22 protein-coding genes, 1 tRNA gene and 1 riboswitch are annotated in these 21,701 nt (G+C 63.6%); of the genes, 9 read left to right on the top strand and 14 right to left on the bottom strand.

Annotated elements, in window-relative coordinates:
• Positions 1-31 precede the first annotated feature (31 nt).
• From nusB to ribBA, 3 genes are all read right to left on the bottom strand, one after another.
• On the bottom strand, positions 32-502 hold the full coding sequence (nusB, locus tag AC07X6_RS25075) for a transcription antitermination factor NusB (protein ID WP_071078713.1): 471 nt from the start codon (positions 500-502) through the stop codon (positions 32-34).
• 202 nt (positions 503-704) lie between these two features.
• The gene (gene ribH, locus AC07X6_RS25070) at positions 705-1,187 is read right to left on the bottom strand and encodes a 6,7-dimethyl-8-ribityllumazine synthase (protein ID WP_099664961.1); all 483 of its coding nucleotides are present in this window, start codon (positions 1,185-1,187) and stop codon (positions 705-707) included.
• A 176-nt stretch (positions 1,188-1,363) separates the two neighbouring features.
• The gene (gene ribBA / locus AC07X6_RS25065; protein WP_494792741.1) at positions 1,364-2,482 is read right to left on the bottom strand and encodes a bifunctional 3,4-dihydroxy-2-butanone-4-phosphate synthase/GTP cyclohydrolase II; all 1,119 of its coding nucleotides are present in this window, start codon (positions 2,480-2,482) and stop codon (positions 1,364-1,366) included.
• 297 nt (positions 2,483-2,779) lie between these two features.
• Here ribBA and AC07X6_RS25060 point away from each other — a divergent pair, with 297 nt between their 5' ends.
• Complete coding sequence (locus AC07X6_RS25060) at positions 2,780-3,205, top strand: OsmC family protein (RefSeq protein WP_230542401.1); 426 nt, start codon at positions 2,780-2,782, stop codon at positions 3,203-3,205.
• On the opposite strand, the gene AC07X6_RS25055 is transcribed toward AC07X6_RS25060, so the two are convergent.
• The 11 genes from AC07X6_RS25055 to glyA all read right to left on the bottom strand — a co-directional run bounded on the left by AC07X6_RS25055 (position 3,202) and on the right by glyA (position 15,630).
• Entirely contained in the window at positions 3,202-4,392 is a 1,191-nt protein-coding gene (locus AC07X6_RS25055; RefSeq protein WP_494792740.1) for a hypothetical protein, read from the bottom strand. The two genes, AC07X6_RS25060 and AC07X6_RS25055, sit on opposite strands and share 4 nt — an antisense overlap.
• Positions 4,393-4,491: 99 nt before the next feature.
• Positions 4,492-5,127, bottom strand: a complete 636-nt coding sequence (locus tag AC07X6_RS25050; protein WP_070219574.1) for a riboflavin synthase — start codon at positions 5,125-5,127, stop codon at positions 4,492-4,494.
• Positions 5,128-5,155: 28 nt separating this feature from the next.
• Positions 5,156-6,229, bottom strand: coding sequence for a bifunctional diaminohydroxyphosphoribosylaminopyrimidine deaminase/5-amino-6-(5-phosphoribosylamino)uracil reductase RibD (gene ribD / locus AC07X6_RS25045; RefSeq protein ID WP_230542414.1), 1,074 nt, complete (start codon positions 6,227-6,229; stop codon positions 5,156-5,158).
• A 66-nt stretch (positions 6,230-6,295) separates the two neighbouring features.
• Positions 6,296-6,865, bottom strand: coding sequence for a GspH/FimT family protein (locus tag AC07X6_RS25040; RefSeq protein WP_494792739.1), 570 nt, complete (start codon positions 6,863-6,865; stop codon positions 6,296-6,298).
• A 3-nt stretch (positions 6,866-6,868) separates the two neighbouring features.
• Positions 6,869-7,372: a type IV pilin protein gene (locus tag AC07X6_RS25035; RefSeq protein WP_494792738.1), complete on the bottom strand. Its 504-nt coding sequence runs from the start codon at positions 7,370-7,372 to the stop codon at positions 6,869-6,871.
• 86 nt (positions 7,373-7,458) lie between these two features.
• Entirely contained in the window at positions 7,459-11,316 is a 3,858-nt protein-coding gene (locus AC07X6_RS25030; RefSeq protein ID WP_494792737.1) for a pilus assembly protein, read from the bottom strand.
• Positions 11,313-11,897 (bottom strand): pilus assembly PilX family protein, encoded by a 585-nt coding sequence (locus tag AC07X6_RS25025; protein WP_494792736.1) that lies wholly within the window; start codon positions 11,895-11,897, stop codon positions 11,313-11,315. The genes AC07X6_RS25030 and AC07X6_RS25025 overlap by 4 nt, the downstream gene beginning before the upstream one ends.
• A gap of 96 nt (positions 11,898-11,993) precedes the next feature.
• The gene (locus AC07X6_RS25020) at positions 11,994-12,968 is read right to left on the bottom strand and encodes a PilW family protein (RefSeq protein ID WP_494792735.1); all 975 of its coding nucleotides are present in this window, start codon (positions 12,966-12,968) and stop codon (positions 11,994-11,996) included.
• Complete coding sequence (gene pilV / locus AC07X6_RS25015; RefSeq protein WP_494792734.1) at positions 12,965-13,555, bottom strand: type IV pilus modification protein PilV; 591 nt, start codon at positions 13,553-13,555, stop codon at positions 12,965-12,967. The genes AC07X6_RS25020 and pilV overlap by 4 nt, the downstream gene beginning before the upstream one ends.
• 222 nt (positions 13,556-13,777) lie before the next feature.
• The gene (gene nrdR, locus AC07X6_RS25010) at positions 13,778-14,239 is read right to left on the bottom strand and encodes a transcriptional regulator NrdR (RefSeq protein ID WP_034759169.1); all 462 of its coding nucleotides are present in this window, start codon (positions 14,237-14,239) and stop codon (positions 13,778-13,780) included.
• 143 nt (positions 14,240-14,382) lie between these two features.
• Complete coding sequence (gene glyA / locus AC07X6_RS25005; RefSeq protein ID WP_230542409.1) at positions 14,383-15,630, bottom strand: serine hydroxymethyltransferase; 1,248 nt, start codon at positions 15,628-15,630, stop codon at positions 14,383-14,385.
• 111 nt (positions 15,631-15,741) lie between these two features.
• A riboswitch (ZMP/ZTP riboswitch) is annotated at positions 15,742-15,865 on the bottom strand.
• 315 nt (positions 15,866-16,180) lie between these two features.
• Here glyA and ybgC point away from each other — a divergent pair.
• The 8 genes from ybgC (at position 16,181) to AC07X6_RS24965 (ending at position 21,700) form a co-directional block, all read left to right on the top strand.
• Positions 16,181-16,582, top strand: a complete 402-nt coding sequence (gene ybgC, locus AC07X6_RS25000; protein ID WP_230542410.1) for a tol-pal system-associated acyl-CoA thioesterase — start codon at positions 16,181-16,183, stop codon at positions 16,580-16,582.
• Positions 16,583-16,629: 47 nt separating this feature from the next.
• Complete coding sequence (tolQ, locus tag AC07X6_RS24995; protein WP_034759183.1) at positions 16,630-17,319, top strand: protein TolQ; 690 nt, start codon at positions 16,630-16,632, stop codon at positions 17,317-17,319.
• A 15-nt stretch (positions 17,320-17,334) separates the two neighbouring features.
• Positions 17,335-17,775, top strand: coding sequence for an ExbD/TolR family protein (locus tag AC07X6_RS24990; RefSeq protein WP_223278896.1), 441 nt, complete (start codon positions 17,335-17,337; stop codon positions 17,773-17,775).
• 48 nt (positions 17,776-17,823) lie between these two features.
• Entirely contained in the window at positions 17,824-18,828 is a 1,005-nt protein-coding gene (tolA, locus tag AC07X6_RS24985; protein ID WP_494792733.1) for a cell envelope integrity protein TolA, read from the top strand.
• Positions 18,829-18,833: 5 nt separating this feature from the next.
• Entirely contained in the window at positions 18,834-20,102 is a 1,269-nt protein-coding gene (gene tolB / locus AC07X6_RS24980; RefSeq protein WP_230542415.1) for a Tol-Pal system beta propeller repeat protein TolB, read from the top strand.
• 43 nt (positions 20,103-20,145) lie between these two features.
• Entirely contained in the window at positions 20,146-20,667 is a 522-nt protein-coding gene (gene pal, locus AC07X6_RS24975; RefSeq protein ID WP_230542412.1) for a peptidoglycan-associated lipoprotein Pal, read from the top strand.
• Positions 20,668-20,801: 134 nt separating this feature from the next.
• Positions 20,802-21,560 (top strand): tol-pal system protein YbgF, encoded by a 759-nt coding sequence (gene ybgF, locus AC07X6_RS24970; protein WP_230542413.1) that lies wholly within the window; start codon positions 20,802-20,804, stop codon positions 21,558-21,560.
• Between the two features lie 67 nt (positions 21,561-21,627).
• Positions 21,628-21,700 (top strand) — tRNA-Lys (locus AC07X6_RS24965).
• Position 21,701: the final 1 nt, after the last annotated feature.

Genomic DNA, 21,701 nt, shown 5'->3' with positions numbered 1-21,701 from the left:
GCGGCAGCAGCCGCAGGAACTACGCTATATATTACTTGCGCTTGTTGGCGCCCACTTCTTCCTCGCGGAATTTCACTGCCAGCTTGTCGAGCACGCCGTTCACATACTTGTGGCCGTCGATGCCGCCAAACGACTTGGCCAGCTCGACCGCTTCGTTGATGACGACGCGGTACGGGATTTCCATGTTGTTCTTCAGCTCGAACGCGCCGATCAGCAGGATGCCGTGTTCGATGGGCGACAATTCCGCGATATTGCGATCGATCAAAGGTGCCATGCTGTCGCGCAGCGCCAGCGAATCCTTGATGGCGCCGTACAGCAGCACCGTGAAATGATCGCCATCGGCCTTGTCGAAGCCGTGGGCCGCGCGAATATTGTTCACGACGGTAGTCGCGTCTTCATTGTTCAGCAGCCACTGGTACAAGCCCTGCAGCGCAAACTCGCGCGCGCGGTGACGCGGCGTGCGGTTTTTGCTGGGGTTGGCGAGCAAATTTTTCTCAGTCATGATTGTTACCTGTTCTTAAGTACGTGTTCACTACAAATTCCGGCGAGACAGCACGGCGCGCTTTTCAACGTGCCGCAGCCAACCGCGTGTCAGAACGTTCGAGAAAATGCTCAGAGCAAGGCGCGAGCCCGAAGACAGTACGAATGTACGGCGAGGGCTTGCAACGCGGCTATGGGCGTTTTATCGGACGTTCACTACACGGCTAGTCCTCCTCGGATTCTTGCAACTCTTCTAGCGCTTGCGCCAGATTAGCCATTTCCACTGCCACGCGTGCCGCTTCCGCTCCCTTGACCAGCATGCGCACTTCCGCCTGCTCGTCGTTTTCCGTCGTCAACACTGCGTTGGCGATGGGGATGCCGTAATCGAGACCGACGCGCGTGATGCCCGCGCCCGATTCGTTCGATACCAGCTCGAAGTGGTAGGTTTCACCGCGAATCACGGCGCCCAGTGCGATCAGGGCGTCGAATTGCTCGGTTTCTGCCATTTTTTGCAGAATCAGCGGGATTTCCAGGGCGCCCGGCACGGTCACGTGCAGGATATCTTCATCGGCCACGCCCAGCTTGCTCAACTCTTCCAGGCATGCCGACAGCAAGCCACCACCGACGATTTCATTGAATCGTGCCTGGACGATACCGACGCGCAAACCTTCGCCGGCAAAATTGGTTTCGTATGCTCCTACGGTCATCATATGCCTCTTTAATCTGGTGGTTCAGGGCGACATGCACATGTCGCCATCATTTACTCTACATCGACGCCTGACAAAATCGTAGCGAGCGGCAGCGAGTTGTGGTCGAGAAGCGCAACTGTACGAAGGTACAGTGAGCATCACAGGCCGCAAATCGCGACGCGCAGTAGATTTAGTTAGGCGTCCTGGCCTGGATGGCACTGAAAACCCGTTACTTCCAGGTCAAAACCGACCATCGACGGCATCTTGCGGGGGCTGGCCAGCAATTGCATCTTGCTCACGCCCAGGTCGCGCAGGATTTGCGCGCCGATGCCATAGCTGCGCAAGTCCATGCTGGCGGCGCGGCCTTTCGGCTTGGCTTGCGGCGTATCGAGCGCGGCGAACTGGGCAAACAGCTCGCCCGACGTCTCGCCGCAGTTCAGCAAGACCATCACGCCCCGCTCGGACTGCTTGATGGCGGCCATCGAGGCGGCCACCGTCCACGAGTGGGTGGTCGCTTCGCTTTCCAGCACGTCCAGCAGGGAAACGGGCTGGTGCACGCGCACCAGCGCTTCCAGGCCGGGTGCCAAATCGCCATGCACGAGAGCCAGGTGGGCCGACGCGCTGGGCTTGTCGCGGAAGGCGATCAAACGGAATTCGCCATGCGCCGTGTGCAGGGTGCGCTCGGCAACGCGCTCGACCAGGGATTCCGTCTGGCTGCGGTAATGGATCAGGTCGGCAATCGTGCCGATTTTCAGGCCATGTTGCTCGGCAAACACCAGCAAGTCCGGCAGGCGCGCCATGGTGCCGTCATCCTTCATGATTTCGCAAATGACGGACGCGGGCGTCAGGCCGGCCATGGCCGTCAAGTCGCAACCGGCTTCCGTATGGCCTGCGCGCATCAGCACGCCGCCCTTTTGCGCTTTCAGCGGGAAGATATGGCCAGGCTGGACGATATCGCTGGGCTGCGTGCCCTTGGCAACCGCTACCTGGATGGTCTTGGCGCGGTCGGCGGCGGAAATGCCCGTCGTCACGCCTTCGGCCGCTTCGATGGACACGGTGAAGTTGGTGCCATAGGCGGTGCCGTTGCGCGACGTCATCATCGACAGGTTCAGCTCGTCGCAACGCTCTTCCGTCAGGGTCAGGCAGACCAGGCCACGCGCATGCGTGATCATGAAATTGATGGCTTCAGGCGTCACGAAATCGGCGGCAAGCACCAGATCGCCTTCATTTTCCCGGTCTTCTTCATCGACCAGTATCACCATGCGGCCGGCGCGTAATTCAGCGACGATCTCTTCGGTGCTGGAAATAGACATCTTTGATCCTCTTAGTAAGGCTAAAAACTGAAACATCGCGTGCGAACATTCCGCGAATTTCCGGGAATTTTCTTATAACCTGCTATTTTAAAGGATTTAGCGCTTGCAGACCTGAAATAAGACAGCTTTGCGGCATGGGCGCCGCAGCCTGCCCCGCAAAGCGCCGATTCCCCGATCCGGCGCACACGGCGGCGGCAAGACGCGCGCCGCCGGCCTTGCAAAGAGCATAAGATCAGCCAGTCACCGCCACGGCGCTGACACTCCACTCGCAGCGACACCCCACACAGGAGCGGCAACATGAAAACCCATGGATCGGCCATCTGGTCAGGCGGCATCAAGGACGGCAAGGGCGCCATCAGCACGCGCAGCGGCGCCTTGCAGGAATACCCGTACGGCTTTGCCAGCCGCTTCGAAGGCAAGCCCGGCACCAATCCCGAAGAATTGATCGGTGCCGCCCACGCGGGCTGCTTCACCATGGCCCTGTCGCTGATCCTCGGCGAAGCCGGCCTGACGGCGGAAAAGATGGAAACGACGGCCGAAGTCACGCTCGACAAGGTGGACGACGGCTTTGCCATCACGGCCGTCCACCTGATCCTGAAAGCGAAGATACCGGGCGCCGACCAGGCAAAATTCGAGGAATTGACGGGCAAGGCCAAGGCCGGCTGCCCCGTGTCGAAGTTGCTTAAAGCCAACATTACCCTGGATGCTACCCTGCTGCCCTAGATTTTATCCACGGGCTTGACGGGTTCCACGGGGGCCACCGGCGCCACCAGCGGCAAGCGCGAGTCGCTGGCCGGCAATGGCCGGTGCATCAAGCCGGGATTCAGGGCTGCATTGTTCAGGTTATACGCGGCAATGGCCGCCGCCACGGACGGGTCTTGCGATGAGGGCGGCGGCACGGCCATGCCCGCGGCTTGCGCAGCCAGCTCTTGCGCCTGCGCATTTTGCTGGGCCAGCGGGGCTTGCGCCGTCGCCAGGCCCGCATCGGCTTGTCCCTGCCCCGCGCGCACCTGCGCCTGGGCCGCCCGCGCGACGTCCTCCTGCTGCGCCAGCTGCTCGGCATTCATGCGCTCGCTGTCGATGCGCAGGGCATCCACGCGCTGGCTGTCTGCCCGCTGCGCCTGCAAATCCAGGTTCAACTCTTCCGCTTCCAGTTGCTGCTGCAATTCCAGTTGTCGCTGTGCAATCGCGACCGTTTGCGGCGGCGCCTCGTCGACGGCCTGCGGCTGCGCGGCCTGCAGCGCTGCGCCCGTCAAATCCGCTTCGACATTGTCCGCCAGCGGCGCGCCCTGCTGCCGGGCCAGCACGGCGCCTACCTGCGCCAGCACGTCCGTTCCCTGTTGCAAGGCGTCCAGGGTCGCATGGCTGTCGGCCGCATACGCGGCCTGCAACGTGGTCGCATCGACATCTTCATTGCGCAAATCGATGCCGATGCGGGCCAGCTGTGCTTGCGTGAGCAGGCTGCCGTCCTGCGCCAGCGCGGCCGCCGCATCCGTCGTGCCATCGCCCGACAGTAAATCGTAGCGCTGCGCCAGGCTGCCCGGCGTGTCGCCGGCCGTCGCCAGCTGGCTGGCGTCGATGCCGCTCGTCTGCAGCTGGGCAAACGATTCCGTCAGCTGCCGCGCCAGCACCAGCAAGTCCTCATTGACATTCACGGGAGTATTTGCCGCCCTGGCCTCCTCCGTGGCACCCTGCAAGGCCAGCAATTGCCGGCGCGACAAGGCCACGCCGGACAGGAACTGGCCCAGCGGAGAGAGGTCGACCTGGGTCGATGACTGAATGGCAAGGGCTGCAGCCGCGCTGGAAGGCGGCACGGGCGTCGCCGGCGCCAGCGGCGCTAGCGTTGCCGCGCCCACGCGGGGCGTGGCCGGGATGGTATTGGGCACGGTTGCGCGCGAAATCGGGTCCATGACTGGCCTCCACTGCGGAAAGCTTCATAGTATGCGCGTCTGAAAGAAAAGCAACACACGCTTGCCAAGGCGGCAGGTGTGTTGCCTTACGCTGTAGCGTTAAGCGGCAGCCTTGTCCAGCGACAACATCCGCTCGACATAGCGGGCGATCAAATCGATTTCCAGGTTGACCTTGCCATCGACCGTCAAATGTTTCAGGGTCGTCATGGCGATGGTGTGGGGAATCAAATTGATCGAGAAGCGGCAGCCGTTGACGGCGCCCGCGCCCAGGTCTTCCACTCGGTTGACGGTCAGGGACACGCCGTTGACGACGACGGAACCCTTGAAGGCCAGGTATTTCGCCAGTTCGTGCGGCGCTTCGATCACCAGTTCCCACGATTCGCCCACGGCTTCGAACTTGCGCACGATGCCCAGGCCGTCGACGTGGCCGGACACCAGGTGGCCGCCCAGGCGCTCGGCCAGGGTCAGGGCTTTTTCCAGGTTCACTTCCGTCGTCGTATCGAGGCCCACGGTGCAATTGAGGCTTTCGCGCGAGACATCGACAGCAAAGCCCGTGTCCGACTTTTCCACCACCGTCATGCAGGCGCCATTGATGGCGATGGAGTCGCCGAGGGCCACGTCGGCCAGCGGCAAGCCGCCCGCGTGGATGGTCAGGCGCACGCCTGCGTCGAGGCCGCCTTCGAGTGCTTGCACGGTTTCAATCTTGCCGATGGCGGCAACAATTCCTGTAAACATGAACTAACCCTATAAAAGAATAAAAGTATTAATTGCGCTGGGCGAATCTTGCAAGGATACGCAAATCTTCGCCCACTTGCTGAACCTGGTGAAATTGCAAAGTGCGCTGCTGTTTGATATCCGTCAATGCGGGCAAGGCAAACATGCCTTGCGCGTCGCCCAGCAAGGTGGGCGCCAGGTAGACCAGCAGCTCGTCGACGCAGCCTTCGCGGATCAGCGAGCCGTTCAGCCTGGTGCCGGCCTCGACGTGGACTTCATTGATTTGCCGGCGTCCCAGTTCCAGCATCAGCGCGGCCAGGTCGACCTTGCCGGCCGCGTTCGGCAACAGGATGACTTCCGCGCCGAGCGCCTGCAGTTGCGCCTGTTTCTCCGGGTTGGCCACGGCCGCCACGATCCACGTGCCGCCGCCCTGCAAGATGCGCGCGTCGAGGCTGATGTCGAGCCGGCTGTCGACGACGATGCGGCGCGGCTGGCGCGGCGTTTCGACGGCGCGCACGTTCAGTTGCGGGTCGTCCGCCTTGACCGTGCCGATGCCCGTCAGGATGGCGCAGGCGCGCGCGCGCCACGCATGGCCGTCGGCGCGCGCCTGCGGCCCCGTGATCCACTGGCTTTGTCCGTTGTGCAAGGCCGTCATGCCGTCCAGGCTGGCCGCCGTTTTCATGCGCACCCACGGCTTGCCGCGCTGCATGCGCGAAAAGAAGCCGATATTCATTTCATATGCCTCGTCCGCCAGCACGCCCGTAGTGACGGCAATGCCAGCCGCTTCCAGCTTGGCCAGTCCCTGCCCCGCCACCAGCGGATTCGGATCCGTCATGGCGGCCACGACGCGTCCCAGCCCCGCGCGCACGAGCGCATCGGAACAGGGCGGCGTGCGGCCATGGTGGTTGCAAGGTTCCAAAGTGACATACGCGGTGGCGCCACGCACGTCGTTGCCGCGCGCCGCCGCATTCGCCAGCGCTTGCACTTCGGCATGATCCTGTCCCGCCGCCTGCGTCACGCCGGCGCCGATCACCTGGCCATCGCGGACGATCACGCAGCCGATGCGGGGATTGGGCGAGGTCGTGTATAAACCGCGCGCCGCCCATTCCAGCGCCAGGCGCATGCCATCGATATCGTTGAGTATTTCCACGGGCTTCTTTGCTTGAAGGTGAGTCATTGGTCAATCGTGTCAGGAACTGTCGGCCACGCCGCTGCAATTGACCGCTTGCTGCTGCGGGTCGCACACGCGCACCCTGCCCAGCATATTGATTTTAATATGGCGCACCTGCTTTCCCAAAGTCAGGGACAAGGTGCCCCAGCGCGCCGCCAGGCTATTGGTCGCGCTGCAACTGCGTCCTGCAGCATTGTAGGCGATATAAAACGGCACCGTGGCCGAGGAAAACACGAACTGGACCGTGATGCCCGCCGGCAGCGGGTCCTGGCGGAACAGCAATTCGTCGCCACCGTCGAACGCCAGGTTGGCATTGCTGTCAATAAACACCAGCCAACCCGCGCTCCAGTCCGTGCCACCGGACCCTGCCGGCATCAGCAGCACGCGCCGGCCCCGCGCCATCGCCTGCGCCCGCGTCAATTCGATGGCCGAAAACAAGTCCGTGGCCGCCGCGCGCACCTGCTGGCGCGCCAGCACATGCTGCAAGCTGGGCAAGGCCGCGGCCGCCAGCAGCGCGGCAATCGCCAGCACGGCCAGCAATTCGAGCAAAGTATGCCCTATCCACCGTGGCCGCTGGTGCGTGGCCATGAACTAGGGCCAGCAATGGCTGGCGGGGCCGCTGCTGCCGCGCTGGCCCGTGCTGCTCAAGGACAGCACGCCGCAATCGGCATCCTGGAACTGCGCGTCGACCTTGGACGTGCCCGGCATGGCCCGCAACAGCACGCATTGCCCGATTGCCAGGCCGGGACAGGCCAGCGCCTCGATTTCATACGCGCTGCCGGCCGCGCCTCCGTCGCCGGACCACCATGGAAATGCTTGCGCCTGCGGTGCCGGCGAGGCCGAGGAAAAGGCCAGATAATGATTGTTTTGCGAATAATAGCGTTCCTGCTGCTGCATCAGCCGCAGCAGGGCCGCCTGCCCCTGCACCCGCTTGGCCCGCACGACATGGCCGTGATAAGCGGGCACGGCCAGCGCCAGCAGCAGGCTCGTGATTGCCAGCGCGGACAACAGTTCGATCAGGCTGAAGCCCGGCGGATTGGCTGCAGGAACGCCACCGTGTGCCGCGAACCGGTTCTGCCTTGTCAACGTCCCCATGCGACTCCCCCTTTCCAACAAGCGCCAGCCGATACGATGCGCAGGCCGGCACGCTTGTCACTTGCGACACGCAGCCATGCCCACGCCTATTTTTTCTTGGCCGCCTCATGCAATTCGCGCCAGTTCGCCACTTCGCGCCAGCTGAGGCGCCGGGCCGGCAGCGGCGCGCTGACGACCTTGAGCACTGCCCCGCTGGCCGCGCCTGGCAAGCCCGGCTGCAGCACGGCCAGTTCCTTGCGCCCTTCGGCCCGCCCTGCCGCCGTCGCAGCGCCCACCGTGCTGTTCAGTTCGAGCGCCAGCGGCGGCGCGCGCGCCAGGCCATCGAACAAGCGCCCCGTCTGCTCGCCCGCCTGCACGACACCGGCGCCATCGGCGGCAAAGCCACTGAGCACATCGAGCACGTACAGGCGCGTGGCCGGCCTGGCGCAAGCGTCGCGCCCCGGCAGGACGGTATTGAACAGCACCTTGCCGGCGGCCAATACGGGACTATTGATGCCGCGTTCGCCCGTCTGCGCGGTATTGAGAAAATCGAGATACCAGCCGCGCATGGCGTCGCTGCCCGTGTAGCGCAGCTCGGCGCCGTCGACGCGCATGCCGCCCGCCGCCTCGCCCAGGCTGCGCTGCTCCAGGTCGGCCCGGCTGCGCGTGGGCGATGTTTCCCGCACATCGTCGTGCACGGCGTAAAACGACTGCGACAGAAAGGCGGAAGGCCAGGTATCGCCCGCTTCGACCAGCTTGCCCGTGCCGAACAGCAGCAGATAGCCGCCACCGGGCGCGTACGCCACGTTCAGTTGCTGTGTCACGGGCTGGCGCCGGCCCTGCGCATCGCGCGCAACAAAGACGAGCTTGCGCCCCTGGCCATCCTTCCACGGCGGCCCGCCAGCCAGGTCGAGGCGCCAGATATTGCCCTGCAAATCGCCCGCATAGATATACGCGAGCGCGCCGTCGCCGCCCGGCACCACGGCGGGCGGGCCCAGCGCCTGGGGCATGGCATCTGCGCCCGCATCAGTGTCATGGCCACCATCGCCACCGCCGCCGGCCACGGGCACCTTGAGGCGGAAGTAATTACTTCCCAACATCCAGGGCGTGCCGGGCGCCTTGTCCAGCGCCAGCAGGAAGATGGCGGCCGCCGATGCTGACGCCGTCGTGTCCTTGCCGTCGTTTACATAATTGTTGTAGCCGCTGGCGACGATGGCGAAATCGCGGTAGGCCGGCGCCCCCTCCTTGGCGCCCATATTGATGCGGGCAAAGGCGGGCGGCGCGCGCACATTGCCCATCAGCCTGTCGTCGCGGTCCGTAAATTCCCACAGCGCACCGTCCTGCGCGAAGCGCGCCGGGTCCGTGATGTCAAGCGCAAACACGCCTTGCGCCCCGCCGCCCATGCCCGACACCAGCACCGTCTTCCAGTGCCCCGCCGCCAGCACTTCCGCCGTGGCTGCGGCGCCGTCGAGCAGCGGGCCGGGGCTGTAGTGAGTACTCGCAGCGGCTGCCGCAACGTGCAGCAGCGCCTGCGGCAGATAGGCAAACAATTCGCTGCCCGTGCGCGCATCGAAGGCGTGCAGCAAGCCGTCGTTGGCGCCTACATACAGCATTTTCCGGCGCTGCAACAGCGCCTGGCGGTGCAAGCCATATCCCGCCCCCGGCATGCCCAGCCCCGGCGCGCCCACGTACACGAGATTGCCGTATGGGGCCGCACCCAGGCTGCCAGACCTGCGCCGCAGGAAGCCGCCCGGCTGGCCCGCCTCGTGCGCGCGCTGGCCCAGCAGATACGCCAGCCTCGCCTCGCCCCGACCGTCGCCGCCGCCATCGAACGCGCCGCGCTGTTCCGCGTCGAGCCGCGTCCAGGCCAGCGGCATCAGGGCGCCCTTGGCGTCGAGCGTGTAGACGGGACGCAAGGCCGCTGGCGTTCCCTCCGGCGCCACCTTGTCCAGCCCGCCCGCGCGCCACCTTGGCTTGCCGGGAAGCAGTGCGCCATCGGCGCCCACGGCAAACGCGGTGCGCGACAAGGTCATGCTGCCATCGGCCAGGCGCAGTTGCGTCTGGAACCAGTACGCCTCTTCCGTGTCATTGGCCAGCGCCATCAGGGCCGGCCCTGCCAGCGCCGCCGGCAAGCTGCCCTTGTCGGCGGCCGCAAAGGCTGCGCGCAGTCCCGCGATCAAGGCGGCCGGATCACTGCCGGGCAAGTAATGGGCGGGCCAGCGGCCGTCCAGGCTCCATTCCTCCAGCGCGTTGCCCGCCGCGCTCTTGTAGGGGTTGGCGTCGCCATTGGCATCGAGAAAGCCGCCATATTTGGCCGTAAGCAATAAAGGCGTAGCAGCGGGCGTAGCGGCCGGGTCTCCCTGGCGCAAGTCGCCCGCATAGTGCTCAACCTTGGCAATGCCGTCGTTCTTGCCGCCGGGACGCAGGGCCTGCATATGCGACCAGTAGGCCAGGCCCGCCGCATGGTAGCTGGCTCCGCCCGTCCCGTCGGCCAGCAATTCCAGCGCCGCCAGTTCGGGCCGTGGCGCGGGATTGCCCTGCGCGCCGCCGCTTTCCAGGCTGCCCACCGCATGCGTCCAGGCCATTGCATCGAACGGCGGTGGCGCAAAACCATCCGGCGCGCGGGCGCGGTCGCCGCTTGACGCGGGAGTCACAGGAACATTGCCGGGCACGTAGCGATCGCCCGCCATGCCCGCATCGCCGAGGCTGACGACGATGTGGCGTTGGCAACTGGCCGTTTGCGGGTCGCTCCATGGAGTCACGACCGGCAAGCCGCCATCGATGGCAGGCGGAGCCGTGGCAGGAGGCACTGCGGCGCTCGCTTGCCGCCCCTGCAGGTAGCGCAGCGATTCGTACAGCAATTCGGCCAGCGGCGCCGCGCTCGCATACGCGCCCGGATGCCCGGCATTGCCGCGGCCCAGGCCATTGATGTAAGCGGTCACCCCGCCGCCAGGGCCCGCAGCTTCAGACATATAGACGCCAGTGGCGGGATTCCACTCGGCGCCGGCATTGTCTTGCGGCAAAAAATCGGGCGCCGTCCAGCGCAGCCTGCCCACGTGGGCCAACGGCGTGCGCAGCACGCCGCCATACACGGGGCCGGCGCTGGCGGACACGCCGTTCAAGTGGCCAAACACGCCCACGCGCACCCTGCCGCCATGGCGCTGCACGGCGCCCACCGGCTTGTAGTTCTTGCCATACGCGAGGCACAAGTCGTCGCGCAGCGGCCCTTCATCGGCATCGCACACGCGCACGCGCGCGAGGAACATGCCGTGCGTGGCAGCAAAGCCGGGCGCGTCGCAACTGCCGCCCGGGGGGGCGCTGGCGTCGCCGAACAGCAGGCGGTTGCGGCAGGAAACGATGGCCAGTTGCGCCAGCGCAAATGGCGTCGCCGCCGCCACGCCGGTCTGCAAGACTTTGCGCGGGAAAAAGACAGGGTGGGCATAGAAGTCGATGGGGCTGCCGGCATCGGGCAGCCAGGCACGCTGCAGCACCGTCTTGCGCACCTCGTCGATGACGCGGTCGCCGCCCGTGAGCGCGTAACGGACGATGTCGAGCATGCTGGCGCTGGCCCAGTTCAGAAAGTTGCCGCTAAAACTATCGCCGCCGCAACCGTGCAGCGCATCGGCCGGCTTCAGCACGGAGAAGTAAGCGGTCGCTACGCGCAAGTCCGGCAGCATGATGCCATCCTTGCTGCGGTACGGATAGCTGTAGCACATGCGCGCATGAAAGTAACCGAGGTACTCGCGCTGCGGCGCATAATCGCCGCCGTGCGCGGCAGCGGCCGCCGCATGCGTGAGGGACAGGTTGAGCAGCAGGTTCGGCGGCACTCTGGCGCCGTGCAAGCCCGCGTCGGCCCGTGCCAGCGTCACGGGAGGTGCGGCCGCAAGGGCGGTGCCGCAAGCCAGGCAAACCAGGCTGATCAGCAGCAGCCAGGCGGCCCTCAAAGCGGATGAGCAAATCCTCATGGCCCCGCTCCCGCCGCCTGCTTGCGGTAATAACTTTGCAGCACGACTTGCGTGCTGTCCTGCGCGCCAAAACCGATGGCAGTGATGCGGTACACATAGCTTTCCGTGGCCAGGCCGCCAGCCACCGTCGCCGCCTGCGCGCCGGGCGGGTGGAACGGCAGCAGTTCGATCAGGTAGCGGGGCAGGCGCGACGGCAGGAAACCCTGCCCCGTCTGCATGACGGCGCCCGTAAACTGGCCATATGGCACGGCGCGGCTGCTCCCTTCGGCGCCATCGAGGTCCGTACTCAGCCAGAGCGCCGGCGCATCTGGCGCTGCGGGCAGGCACAGGCCCAGTGCGCCGCCTTCGCCGCAGCCGTCCGCAAACCCGGCCGCGCTGCCTGGCGCGAACAGGCTGCTGCGTCCCGGCGCGCCGGGCAAGCCTTCGATATCGTTCTGCGCATCCACCAATGCCTCCTCCGCCGCCTGAAACGCGATCTGCCGGTCGCGCTCGCCGCGTGCCGCCTTTTCCCCCTGCAAGGCCATCTGCGCCGCCGATATGCCCAGCAACAAGATAATCACCAGCAGGCCCAGCACATACACAAGGGTGGCGCCACCGTGGCGCGCACGAGGTGAACAACAAGGCAAGCAAGGAGGCAAGCAACAGGTAACGCCCGCGCCAGCCATCGCGCCGTCCGCCTAGGCCGGCCCGTTGCGCAGCATGATGCTCGTCTGCACCAGTTGCCGCAGCCGGGAACGCGTCGCGGCAGGCAAGGACGCGCGCGCGATGCGCACGCCCGTGTCATCGGCGCCGTGCGCCTCCGCATACGCCTTGCCGAACAGGTCGAACTGCGCCGGCCCCAGTTCCGCCATCTTGTCCGCCTGGCCCGCCTCGCCATGCAGCAACAGCGCCACGCGCACGCTGGCCACGCGCTTCCAGTGCGTGCGCCGCTGCAAATCGCGCTGGCGTGCGGCCGCATCCGCACCCGCCAGCACCAGCGCCGCATCGTAGGCGTCGAGCGCGCTGGCGTTGACATAGCGGTTCGCCACGCCGTCCGGCGACGTATCCGTGTCGAGGCCATACAGCACCTGGAAACCATCGACGCCGCGGATGACGGCGTCCGCGCCCCAGCCGTTCGCGCCACGGTATTTGCAGCGCAGTTCGCCTTCGCCATCGGCGCCCTGCGCCACATAGAAAATGCTCCAGCCCCGCTGCGCCTCCGTTTGGGCGGCGCCTACGCCGAAGCCGGCGCAATTGAGCACGGAACCATCGCCGCCCTCGTCCTTGCCGGCGCCGTAATAGCGCAGGGCCAGCACGTCGCTGCCATGCAGGGCGCCGGGCAGCGCGCCGCTGATGCCTTCGCTGTTCTTGCCCAGGCTGCGCGCGTCGAGCCCGGCAACATTCGCGCTGTCGTAATCGGCATGGGCGACGGGCGCGGCGCTGCTGTCCCAGTTCACATACGCCGTCTGGCGCACGGCGCGGGCGATAGTGTCGAGCGCATAGCGGCCATTGTCGTCCAGGCGCGCACTGGCGGACTGGTCGCCATAACTGCCGCTGGTGGCCAGCAGCACGCTACTGGCGGCCAGCATCAGCAGCGCACCCAGCGACAGGGCCACCAGCAGCTCGACCAGGCTCATGCCGCAATGCCAGCGAATGGCGTGCGTGCCGTTCATGCGCCGCCTCCGCCCAGCTGGAATGCAAGCCTGGGCAGCGGCTCGCCGGCCGCATCCACGACGGGCTGGCCATCGGACAGGCGGGTGCGCCAGCCCAGCTTGATGACGATGGGCGCGCCCTTGCCGCCGCTGCACGCCCAGTGCAAGCCTTGGGCGGCGGCGTCCCATGCGGCAAGGTCGCGGCAGATGCGCAGGCGCGCGCCGGGCAAGGCTGATTGCAGCACCTGCTTCCATTCGGCGATATCGAATTGCGCCAGTTCGGCCGCGCCGCAGGCGGCAGCGCCGAAACAGTCGGGCGCACCGCCGCCCGCGTCGGCGCCGTCCGCCGCCGCATATTCCACCTTCAAATAGGGATTGCCCGTATCGGGGCCATTCATGAGCACGCTATTCGCGCGCATGCGTTCGGCCATGCCGGCGGCCAGTTGCGCGCCCGCCGACAACAGCGCCGATTCATGGCGCGCGCGCAGGGAGTTCAATTGCAAGATGCTGGCACCGAGCAAGCCCAGCGTCAACAGCAGCAGCGACACCAGCACCTCGACGAGGCTGCTGCCACCCGCCAGAAACTTATCGCGACCGCCATTGCGCATGCCTTGCTCCCTTCCGCAGAAAGAGTCGCAAGAACAGGCGGCCCAGCTACAAGATAGGCGCGCACAAAAATCGGGATCTGCGCTAGCGCAAACAGCGCAGCGATAAGGGGAGAAGAAGGGCGTTGGGATTGATCAGACCGCTTGCCAGGCGAGCGCTGACGTGGTGAAAACGGGGTGCGAAAACGGGGCGCATGAGCGGCCCCGCTGTCGGCAAAGCGAGCGTCAGGGCTTGCGTGCCTGTCCCACTTCGGCAATCGCATCCTGGAACTCGGCCAGGTCTTCGAAATTCTTGTAGACGGAGGCGAAGCGGATGTAGGCGATCTTGTCCAGACGCTTGAGTTCCTGCATGACGAGTTCGCCGATATAGCCGGAATCGACTTCACGCAAGCCGCTGGTCAGCAGTTTTTCCTGGATGGACGCGATGGCCGTATCCACAGAGGCGGCCGCGACGGGACGCTTACGCAAGGCCAGCATCAAACTGCCGCGCAACTTATCCGCAGCGAACTCCGTCCGGCTGCCATTCTTTTTGACGACGGCCGGCATGATAAGTTCAATGCGTTCATATGTCGTAAACCGCTTGTCGCATTTGCCGCAGCGGCGGCGGCGCCGAATGGCATCCCCTTCCTCCGATACGCGCGTATCGAGAACCTGGGTATCGCCGTGCTGGCAAAATGGACATTTCATGGGCTGGCTACAACTTTATAGTAATAATTACGGGAAATCGCCGCCCTTGTACAAAGGGCGCCCGAATCACTCCGGGCGCCCTGGGGCACGAAGGAATGTGTCATACAGAATCTTACTCCGTATGACACATTCTGGACAAATAATTATGCTGCGTACACCGGGTGCGCGTCGGCCAGCACTTTCACTGCCGCTTTCACGCGCTCGATGGTGGCGGCGTCATGCGGGTTGTCCAGCACGTCGGCGATCAGGTTGCCCACTTCTTCCGCTTGCGCTTCCTTGAAACCGCGCGTCGTCATCGCCGGGCTGCCCAGGCGGATGCCCGAGGTGACGAAAGGTTTTTGCGGGTCGTTCGGGATGCCGTTCTTGTTGCAGGTGATGTGCGCGGAACCGAGGATGGCTTCGGCTTCCTTGCCCGTCAGGTTCTTGGCGCGCAGGTCGACCAGCATGACGTGCGATTCGGTGCCGCCGGAAACAATGCGCAGGCCGCGCTTGATCAGGGTCTTCGCCAGCACGTCGGCGTTCTTGATCACTTGCTTCTGGTATTCGACGAATTCAGGGCTCAGCGCTTCCTTGAAGGCGACGGCCTTGCCGGCGATCACGTGCATCAGCGGGCCGCCCTGGATGCCGGGGAAGATGGCCGAGTTGATGGCTTTTTCGTGTTCGGCCTTCATCAGGATGATGCCGCCGCGCGGGCCGCGCAGCGATTTGTGCGTGGTCGAGGTGACGAAGTCGGCGAACGGCACCGGGTTCGGGTACAGGCCGGCGGCGATCAGGCCGGCGTAGTGGGCCATGTCGACCATGAAGTAGGCGCCCACTTCCTTGGCGATCTTGCCGAAACGCTCGAAGTCGATCTTTTTCGAGAATGCCGAGGCGCCGGCGATGATCAGCTTCGGCTTGCGTTCGCGGGCCAGGCGTTCCATCGCCTCGTAGTCGATGTCTTCTTCCGCCGTCAAACCGTAGGAAACGACGTCAAACCACTTGCCGGACATGTTCAGCGGCATGCCGTGGGTCAGGTGGCCGCCTTCGGCCAGCGACATACCCATGATCAGGTCGCCTGGTTTCAACATGGCGAAGAACACGCCCTGGTTCGCCTGCGAGCCCGAGTTCGGCTGCACGTTCGCGCATTCGGCGCCGAACAGCTGCTTGACGCGGTCGATGGCCAGTTGCTCGGCCACGTCGACGTATTCGCAGCCGCCGTAGTAGCGCTTGCCTGGATAGCCTTCGGCATATTTATTCGTCAGCTGCGAGCCTTGCGCTTCCATTACGGCTGGCGACGTGTAGTTTTCCGACGCGATCAACTCGATGTGATCGTGCTGGCGCACGTTTTCTTTTTGAATGACGGCGAACAATTCAGGGTCGACGTTGGCGAGGTTGTGATCTTTTGCAAACATGTAAAAACTCCAAGTATGAGGGTGCTTGTACTGGCAGGTTGGATCGAATGAGGGGAGCCGGCGTTAAGTGAATAACAACATTGGACAGGCAGCCTCTTCGTGCTTTTCCATAGTGGCTACCCAGGCGAACGGCTGATGAAAAATCTCACGTTTCCCGGTGGATGCCCACCTTTCGCCGGTTTGCCGATCGCCATTCTTGGAGATCGCCGACTTTTCGCCAGTCACGTGAGACGTAATGGAAGTCAAATTGTAAGTTAAGTGCCCAAATTGAGCAAGGAATGCAACGGTGCGGCTATAATCGCCGCGCGCCACCGCAGCCCGGGCGAGGCCACAGGCCGCCCAGCGACGTGAGCGCGGCGCTTAAGCCGGGCTTAAACCTGGCGGCGGCTTGTAAGCGTATGTTACGAGGCTTGCCATTGCCTACCCCGGATTTACAATGCTGCGGTGCAACTTATATGCCGCTTTTGCATGGCTTTCCAGCAAGCGCCCACAGTCACAAGAAGAAAAATCGCGTAAAATGTTGCTCAATCTCACTACTGGCGCAATAAACATGCCTTCAGTCTTTACCTGGAACGTACGTGTCTACTATGAAGACACCGACGCCGGCGGCATCGTCTATTACGCAAATTACCTGAAATTCTTCGAACGCGCGCGCACCGAATGGCTGCGCGCCATCGACGTGGGCCAGCAGGAATTGCTGGAACAGCACGACGCGATGTTCGTTGTCAAAAGCGTCAACGCCGACTATCATGCGCCAGCCAGGCTCGATGACACGGTAAGATTAACCTTAAGCATAGAGAAAATGGGGCGTGCCTCCATCGTTTTCCTGCAACAAGCCTGGTGCGGCGACCGCCTGCTCAACACGGCGCGCGTCAAGGTCGGCTGCGTCGATTCGGCATTGCGCCCGCGCGCCGTGCCCGACGCCGTCGCGGCCCGCATGCGCGCCGCCTGAGCCCTACCCGCCACCCCCGGACAATTCACCCAACAGACTGCCAGCCAATGAACGTTACACAAGATCTTTCTTTCCTCGCGCTCATCTCCAATGCCCATTTGATCGTGCAACTGATCATGGCCCTGCTGCTGCTGATTTCCCTGACCAGCTGGACCTACATTTTCCGCAAGATGTTTGCCGTGCGCCAGGCGCGCAAGCAAACCATCGAATTCGAACGCAGCTTCTGGGCCGGCGGCAACCTGCATGCGCTGCACCAGAACGCCAGCGGCAACCGCGACCAGAGCGGCGCGCTGGCCCGCATCTTCGACGCCGGCATGGGCGAATTCATCAAGGGCAAGGCATCGTACGGTTCGCGCGAAGCGCTGGACGTCGGCGCCGTGCTCGACGGCGCCCGCCGCGCCATGCGCGCCGCCTTCCAGCGTGAAATGGACGTGCTCGAATCGCACCTGGCCTTCCTCGCCTCCGTCGGCTCCGTCTCGCCCTACATCGGCCTGCTCGGCACCGTGTGGGGCATCATGAACGCCTTCCGCGGTCTGGCCAACGTGCAGCAAGCGACCCTGGCCGCCGTCGCGCCCGGCATTGCCGAAGCGCTGATCGCCACCGCCATCGGCCTGTTCGCCGCGATTCCTGCCGTTGTCGCCTACAACCGTTTTTCGCACGACATCGACCGCCTGGCGATCCGCTTCGAGAGCTTCGTCGAGGAATTCTCCAACATCTTGCAGCGCCAGTCGCGCTAAGAGGGAGCAGCGTCCATGGGTTCTTCCTTCAATAGCGGCGGCATGCGCGGCGGCCGCGGCCGCAAGTTCAAGTCCGAGATCAACGTCGTGCCGTACATCGACGTGATGCTGGTGCTGCTGATCATTTTCATGGTGATGCCGTCGTCGAACAATCCCAGCGTGGTGAATCTGCCCAACGCGGAAAAGTCGGCGAAACCGCCCGATGACTATATTCAGATCGTGCTGAAACCGAATGGTTCGCTGTCGATCGGCGTGATCGGCAAGGAACAGCTGTCGCCGGAAACGGAACCGAACCGCGACGCCCTGCTGCGCAAGCTGCGCGGCTTGCACGAAAGCAATCCCGACTATCCCGTGATGATTGCGGGCGACAAGGAAAGCAAGTACGACGATGTGATCCAGCTCATTTCGGAAGCGAAAAAGATGGGCATTACCCGCGTCGGCCTGGCCACCAAGTAAGCGCAGCACCCTGTTTCCAGACTTGACCGTTTTTAGATAGACTAGACTTTGCAGAACAAACAAATCGACCATGTACTCGGCAAGCCCTACAGCGTGCCGCGCGAACGCAGCCGCTGGCCCTCGCTGGGCCTGGCGCTGGCGATGCACCTTGGCCTGCTGTTTTTCCTGTGGGTGGGCGTACACTGGCAAAATACGGAACCTGTCGCCGTCGAAGCGGAAGTGTGGGACCTGAAAGTACAAACGGCCGCGCCGCCGCCCGACGTGGCGACGGAACCGGAGCCGACACCGGCGCCGCCGCCGGAAGTGGAACAGCCGGCCCCGCCGCCACCGCCGCCCGTGGCCGCGCCCGAGCCGAAAGTCGACCTGCGCGAGGCGGAAATCGCCCTGGAACGCAAGAAGGCCAAGCTGAAAGAAGAGAAAGCGGCAGCGGAAGAACGCCGCAAGCAGGAACAGAAGGAACGCGAGGAAGAAAAGCGCGAACTGGAAAAACAGAAGCAGAAAGAAAAAGACAAGGCTGAAAAGCTCGAGAAAGAAAAGGCTGACAAGCTGGAGAAAGCCAAGCTCGAAAAAGAGAAAGAAAAAGCACAAGAAAAAGCCGAGAAAGAATTGGCTGAGAAGAAAGCTGCGGCCGAAAAAGCCGCCAAGGCCAAGAAAGCGGCGGCGGAAAAAGCGGCAGCCGACAAATTGCGTGCCGATGACATGAAGCGCATGATGGCGCAGGCAGGCAATGGCACAACGGGTACGGCCGCGAAAGCGACCGCGCCACGCAAGGACAGCGGCTATGTCGCTGCCCTGACGAGCAAGATCAAGAGCAATATCGCGTACAGCGGTAGCACGGAGGTGCCGGGCAACCCGCGCGCCGTGTTCAAGATCGAGCAACTGCCAACTGGGGAAATTATTTCGGTCCGAAAGATAAAAAGTAGCGGCCTGCCGGCGTATGACAGCTCGGTGGAAAACGCCATTAATAAATCGTCGCCACTGCCGAAGAAAAAAGACGGCACCGTGGAACGCGAGATTGAACTCATATTCGAGATGAAGGATTTGCCTAAATGATGACCATGAAAAAAATGAGCTACGTCGTGCTCTGCGCCGGCCTGATGCTGGGCGCGGCCGGCGCCCAGGCGCAGCTGCGCGTGGAGATTACGGGGATCGGCAGCAACCAGATCCCGGTGGCTGTCGCCACCTTTGTCAATGAATCAGCGGCGCCGCAATCGTTATCCGGCATCATCAAGGCCGACCTGGCGCGCAGCGGCGTGTTCAAGCTGATCGACGCCGATGCGCCCGTGGCGGAAACGGCGCCCGTCAGCTACGAGCAGTGGAAATCGCGCGGCGCCGACGCGCTGGCGGCCGGCAGCGTGCAAAGCATGGCCGATGGCCGCCTGGACGTGCGCTACAAGCTGTTCGACACCATCAAGGGCGCGCAGATCTCCAGCATGAACAATGCGGCCGCGCCGCAGTTCAACCGCCTGCTGGCGCACAAGATCGCCGATGACATCTATGAGAAGTTGACGGGCGTCAAAGGCGCGTTCGCCACGCGCATCGCCTACGTCACGCAATCGGGCCGCGAATACCGGCTGGAAATCGCCGACGCCGATGGCGAAGGCATCCAGGTCGCCCTGCGCTCGAACGAGCCGATCATTTCGCCGTCGTGGTCGCCGGATGGCACCAAGGTGGCGTATGTGTCGTTTGAAAAGAAAAAGCCCATCGTCTACGTGCAAAACCTGGTGACGCGCCAGCGCACCATCGTATCGAATGAAAAAGGCAGCAATTCCGCGCCCAGCTGGAGCCCGGACGGCTCGCGCCTGGCCGTGGCCCTGTCGCGCGATGGCCATACCCAGGTCTACACCGTCAATGCCGACGGCAGCGGCTTGCGCCGCGTCAGCACCAGCAGCGGCATCGATACGGAACCCCAATTCTCGGCCGATGGCCAAAGCATTTACTTCACCAGCGATCGCAGCGGCGGACCACAGATCTACCGCATGTCGAGCAGCGGCGGCGAAGCCAAGCGCGTGACGTTTGGCGGCTCCTACAACATCAGCCCGCGGATTTCGTCCGACGGGAAGACACTCGCTTATATTTCCCGTCGCGACGGCAATTTCCAGCTCTACGCGCTCGACCTGGCTAGTGGCCAGGAACTGCGCCTGTCGGACACCGCCAACGACGAATCACCGAGCTTTTCGCCCAACGGGAAATATATCATGTACGCGACCGAATCCGGACGACGCAAGTCGCTGGCAGTGGTATCGGTGGATGGCCGCGTCAAACAGCGTTTGACTACGCAAGCTGGCAATATCAAGGAGCCCACCTGGGGTCCTTTTATGAAGTAAATGCTGTACAGTTTCACCTTTAACCATGACCCGGAGAATAAAAATGAGTAACTTTAAAAGTTTGGCTTTCATCGCCGCTACCGCAGCCCTGCTGTCCGCCTGCAGCACCCCAGTCAAAGTAGCAGAGACCCCAGTGGTTGAGCGCGCTCCTGAAAAAGTCGTCGCTCCAGTTGACACCCGTCAAGTTCAGCCAGTAACGACCGCATCGGTCGATCCACTGGACGATCCAAAAGGCGTACTGGCTAACCGCAGCATCTACTTCGACTTCGACAAGTACGTCGTGCGCGAAGCGGACACCCCAGTCGTGCAAAACCACGCTGCTTACCTGGTGAAAACCCCATCGCGCAAGATCCTGATCCAAGGTAACACCGATGAACGCGGTGGCGCTGAGTACAACCTGGCCCTGGGCCAGAAACGTGCCGAAGCCGTGCGCAAGTCGATGGCTGCCCTGGGCGTGCCGGAAGGCCAGATGGAAGCCGTGTCGCTGGGCAAAGAAAAGCCTAAAGCACAAGGCAGCAACGAAGCAGCATGGGCTGAAAACCGCCGCGCTGACATCGTTTATTGATGTTGACGGGTGAGCGCGCAAGCATTGACGCTTACCTAACTGGCCAGTCATAGGCATAATAATGGGGCGCAGCGCGGTGATTCACCGCCCGGCGCCCCGTTTGCATGTTTGCGTAACCTTAGAAAGCCCGACCCATGATGACATTCTCGAAAGCCGGCGTCGCCGCCGCCTTGATGGCCGCGTTTGCCTACCTGCCCCTGCACGCCAACGCCGCCCTGTTCGACGACGACGAAGCGCGCAAGGCCATCCTGGAGCTGCGCGCCAAGGTCGACGCCATGGCGCGCGACCTGAACAGCCGCATCGATGCCAAGGCGGACAAGACCAGCACCTTGAGCCTGCTCAACCAGCACGACCAGACCATGCAAGAGATCGCCCGCCTGCGCGGTCAGATCGAAGTGCTGGGCAACGACCTGGCGAACACGCAAAAGCGCCAGAAGGATTTCTACACAGACATCGACGCGCGCCTGCGCAAGCTCGAACCGCGCCAGGTCACCATCGACGGCCAGGAAGCGGCCGTGGGCGTGTCCGAGCAAAGCGCGTACGAATCCGCGTTCGGCCTGTTCAAGTCGGGCGACTACAAGGGCGCCGTGACGGCCCTGGACGGCTTCGTCAAGCGCTATCCGGAATCGGCGTATGCGGCCAACGCGCAATACTGGCTGGGCAATGCCTATTACGCCCAGCGCGACTGCAAGAGCGCCATCACGGCCCAGCAGGCCGTGCTGAAACACTACCCGGACAGCCCGAAGGCGCCCGACGCCATGCTCAACATCGCCAGCTGCTACACGGAGCTGAAAGACAAGCCAAACGCGACCAAGACGCTGAACGCCCTGATCTCGCGCTACCCGGACTCCAGCGCGGCTCAAGCGGCCAAGGAACGGGCCGGTAAAAAGTAAAAGCGGGGAAAAAATTGCCCGTTAGGTTTGACAGAATCCCGGGCACCCCCTATAATCTTCCTTCTTCGGGTCGTTAGCTCAGCTGGTAGAGCAGCGGACTTTTAATCCGTTGGTCGCAGGTTCGAATCCCGCACGGCCTAC

Source organism: Janthinobacterium sp. GW460-12-1-14-LB5 (genome assembly GCF_059423585.1).
Note: the sequence above shows the minus strand (reverse complement) of the source record. Positions and strands in the feature narration are given on the sequence as shown.

Bases quoted from the DNA above. Each gene is read 5' to 3' on its own strand.
- nusB (WP_071078713.1), bottom strand. From the start codon at position 502: ATGACTGAGAAAAATTTGCTCGCCAACCCCAGCAAAAACCGCACGCCG.
- ribH (WP_099664961.1), bottom strand. From the start codon at position 1,187: ATGACCGTAGGAGCATACGAAACCAATTTTGCCGGCGAAGGTTTGCGC.
- ribBA (WP_494792741.1), bottom strand. From the start codon at position 2,482: ATGTCTATTTCCAGCACCGAAGAGATCGTCGCTGAATTACGCGCCGGC.
- AC07X6_RS25060 (WP_230542401.1), top strand. From the start codon at position 2,780: ATGAAAACCCATGGATCGGCCATCTGGTCAGGCGGCATCAAGGACGGC.
- AC07X6_RS25055 (WP_494792740.1), bottom strand. From the start codon at position 4,392: ATGGACCCGATTTCGCGCGCAACCGTGCCCAATACCATCCCGGCCACG.
- AC07X6_RS25050 (WP_070219574.1), bottom strand. From the start codon at position 5,127: ATGTTTACAGGAATTGTTGCCGCCATCGGCAAGATTGAAACCGTGCAA.
- ribD (WP_230542414.1), bottom strand. From the start codon at position 6,229: ATGCGCCTGGCGCTGGAATGGGCGGCGCGCGGTTTATACACGACCTCG.
- AC07X6_RS25040 (WP_494792739.1), bottom strand. From the start codon at position 6,865: ATGGCCACGCACCAGCGGCCACGGTGGATAGGGCATACTTTGCTCGAA.
- AC07X6_RS25035 (WP_494792738.1), bottom strand. From the start codon at position 7,372: ATGGGGACGTTGACAAGGCAGAACCGGTTCGCGGCACACGGTGGCGTT.
- AC07X6_RS25030 (WP_494792737.1), bottom strand. From the start codon at position 11,316: ATGAGGATTTGCTCATCCGCTTTGAGGGCCGCCTGGCTGCTGCTGATC.
- AC07X6_RS25020 (WP_494792735.1), bottom strand. From the start codon at position 12,968: ATGAACGGCACGCACGCCATTCGCTGGCATTGCGGCATGAGCCTGGTC.
- pilV (WP_494792734.1), bottom strand. From the start codon at position 13,555: ATGCGCAATGGCGGTCGCGATAAGTTTCTGGCGGGTGGCAGCAGCCTC.
- nrdR (WP_034759169.1), bottom strand. From the start codon at position 14,239: ATGAAATGTCCATTTTGCCAGCACGGCGATACCCAGGTTCTCGATACG.
- glyA (WP_230542409.1), bottom strand. From the start codon at position 15,630: ATGTTTGCAAAAGATCACAACCTCGCCAACGTCGACCCTGAATTGTTC.
- ybgC (WP_230542410.1), top strand. From the start codon at position 16,181: ATGCCTTCAGTCTTTACCTGGAACGTACGTGTCTACTATGAAGACACC.
- tolQ (WP_034759183.1), top strand. From the start codon at position 16,630: ATGAACGTTACACAAGATCTTTCTTTCCTCGCGCTCATCTCCAATGCC.
- AC07X6_RS24990 (WP_223278896.1), top strand. From the start codon at position 17,335: ATGGGTTCTTCCTTCAATAGCGGCGGCATGCGCGGCGGCCGCGGCCGC.
- tolB (WP_230542415.1), top strand. From the start codon at position 18,834: ATGAAAAAAATGAGCTACGTCGTGCTCTGCGCCGGCCTGATGCTGGGC.
- pal (WP_230542412.1), top strand. From the start codon at position 20,146: ATGAGTAACTTTAAAAGTTTGGCTTTCATCGCCGCTACCGCAGCCCTG.
- ybgF (WP_230542413.1), top strand. From the start codon at position 20,802: ATGATGACATTCTCGAAAGCCGGCGTCGCCGCCGCCTTGATGGCCGCG.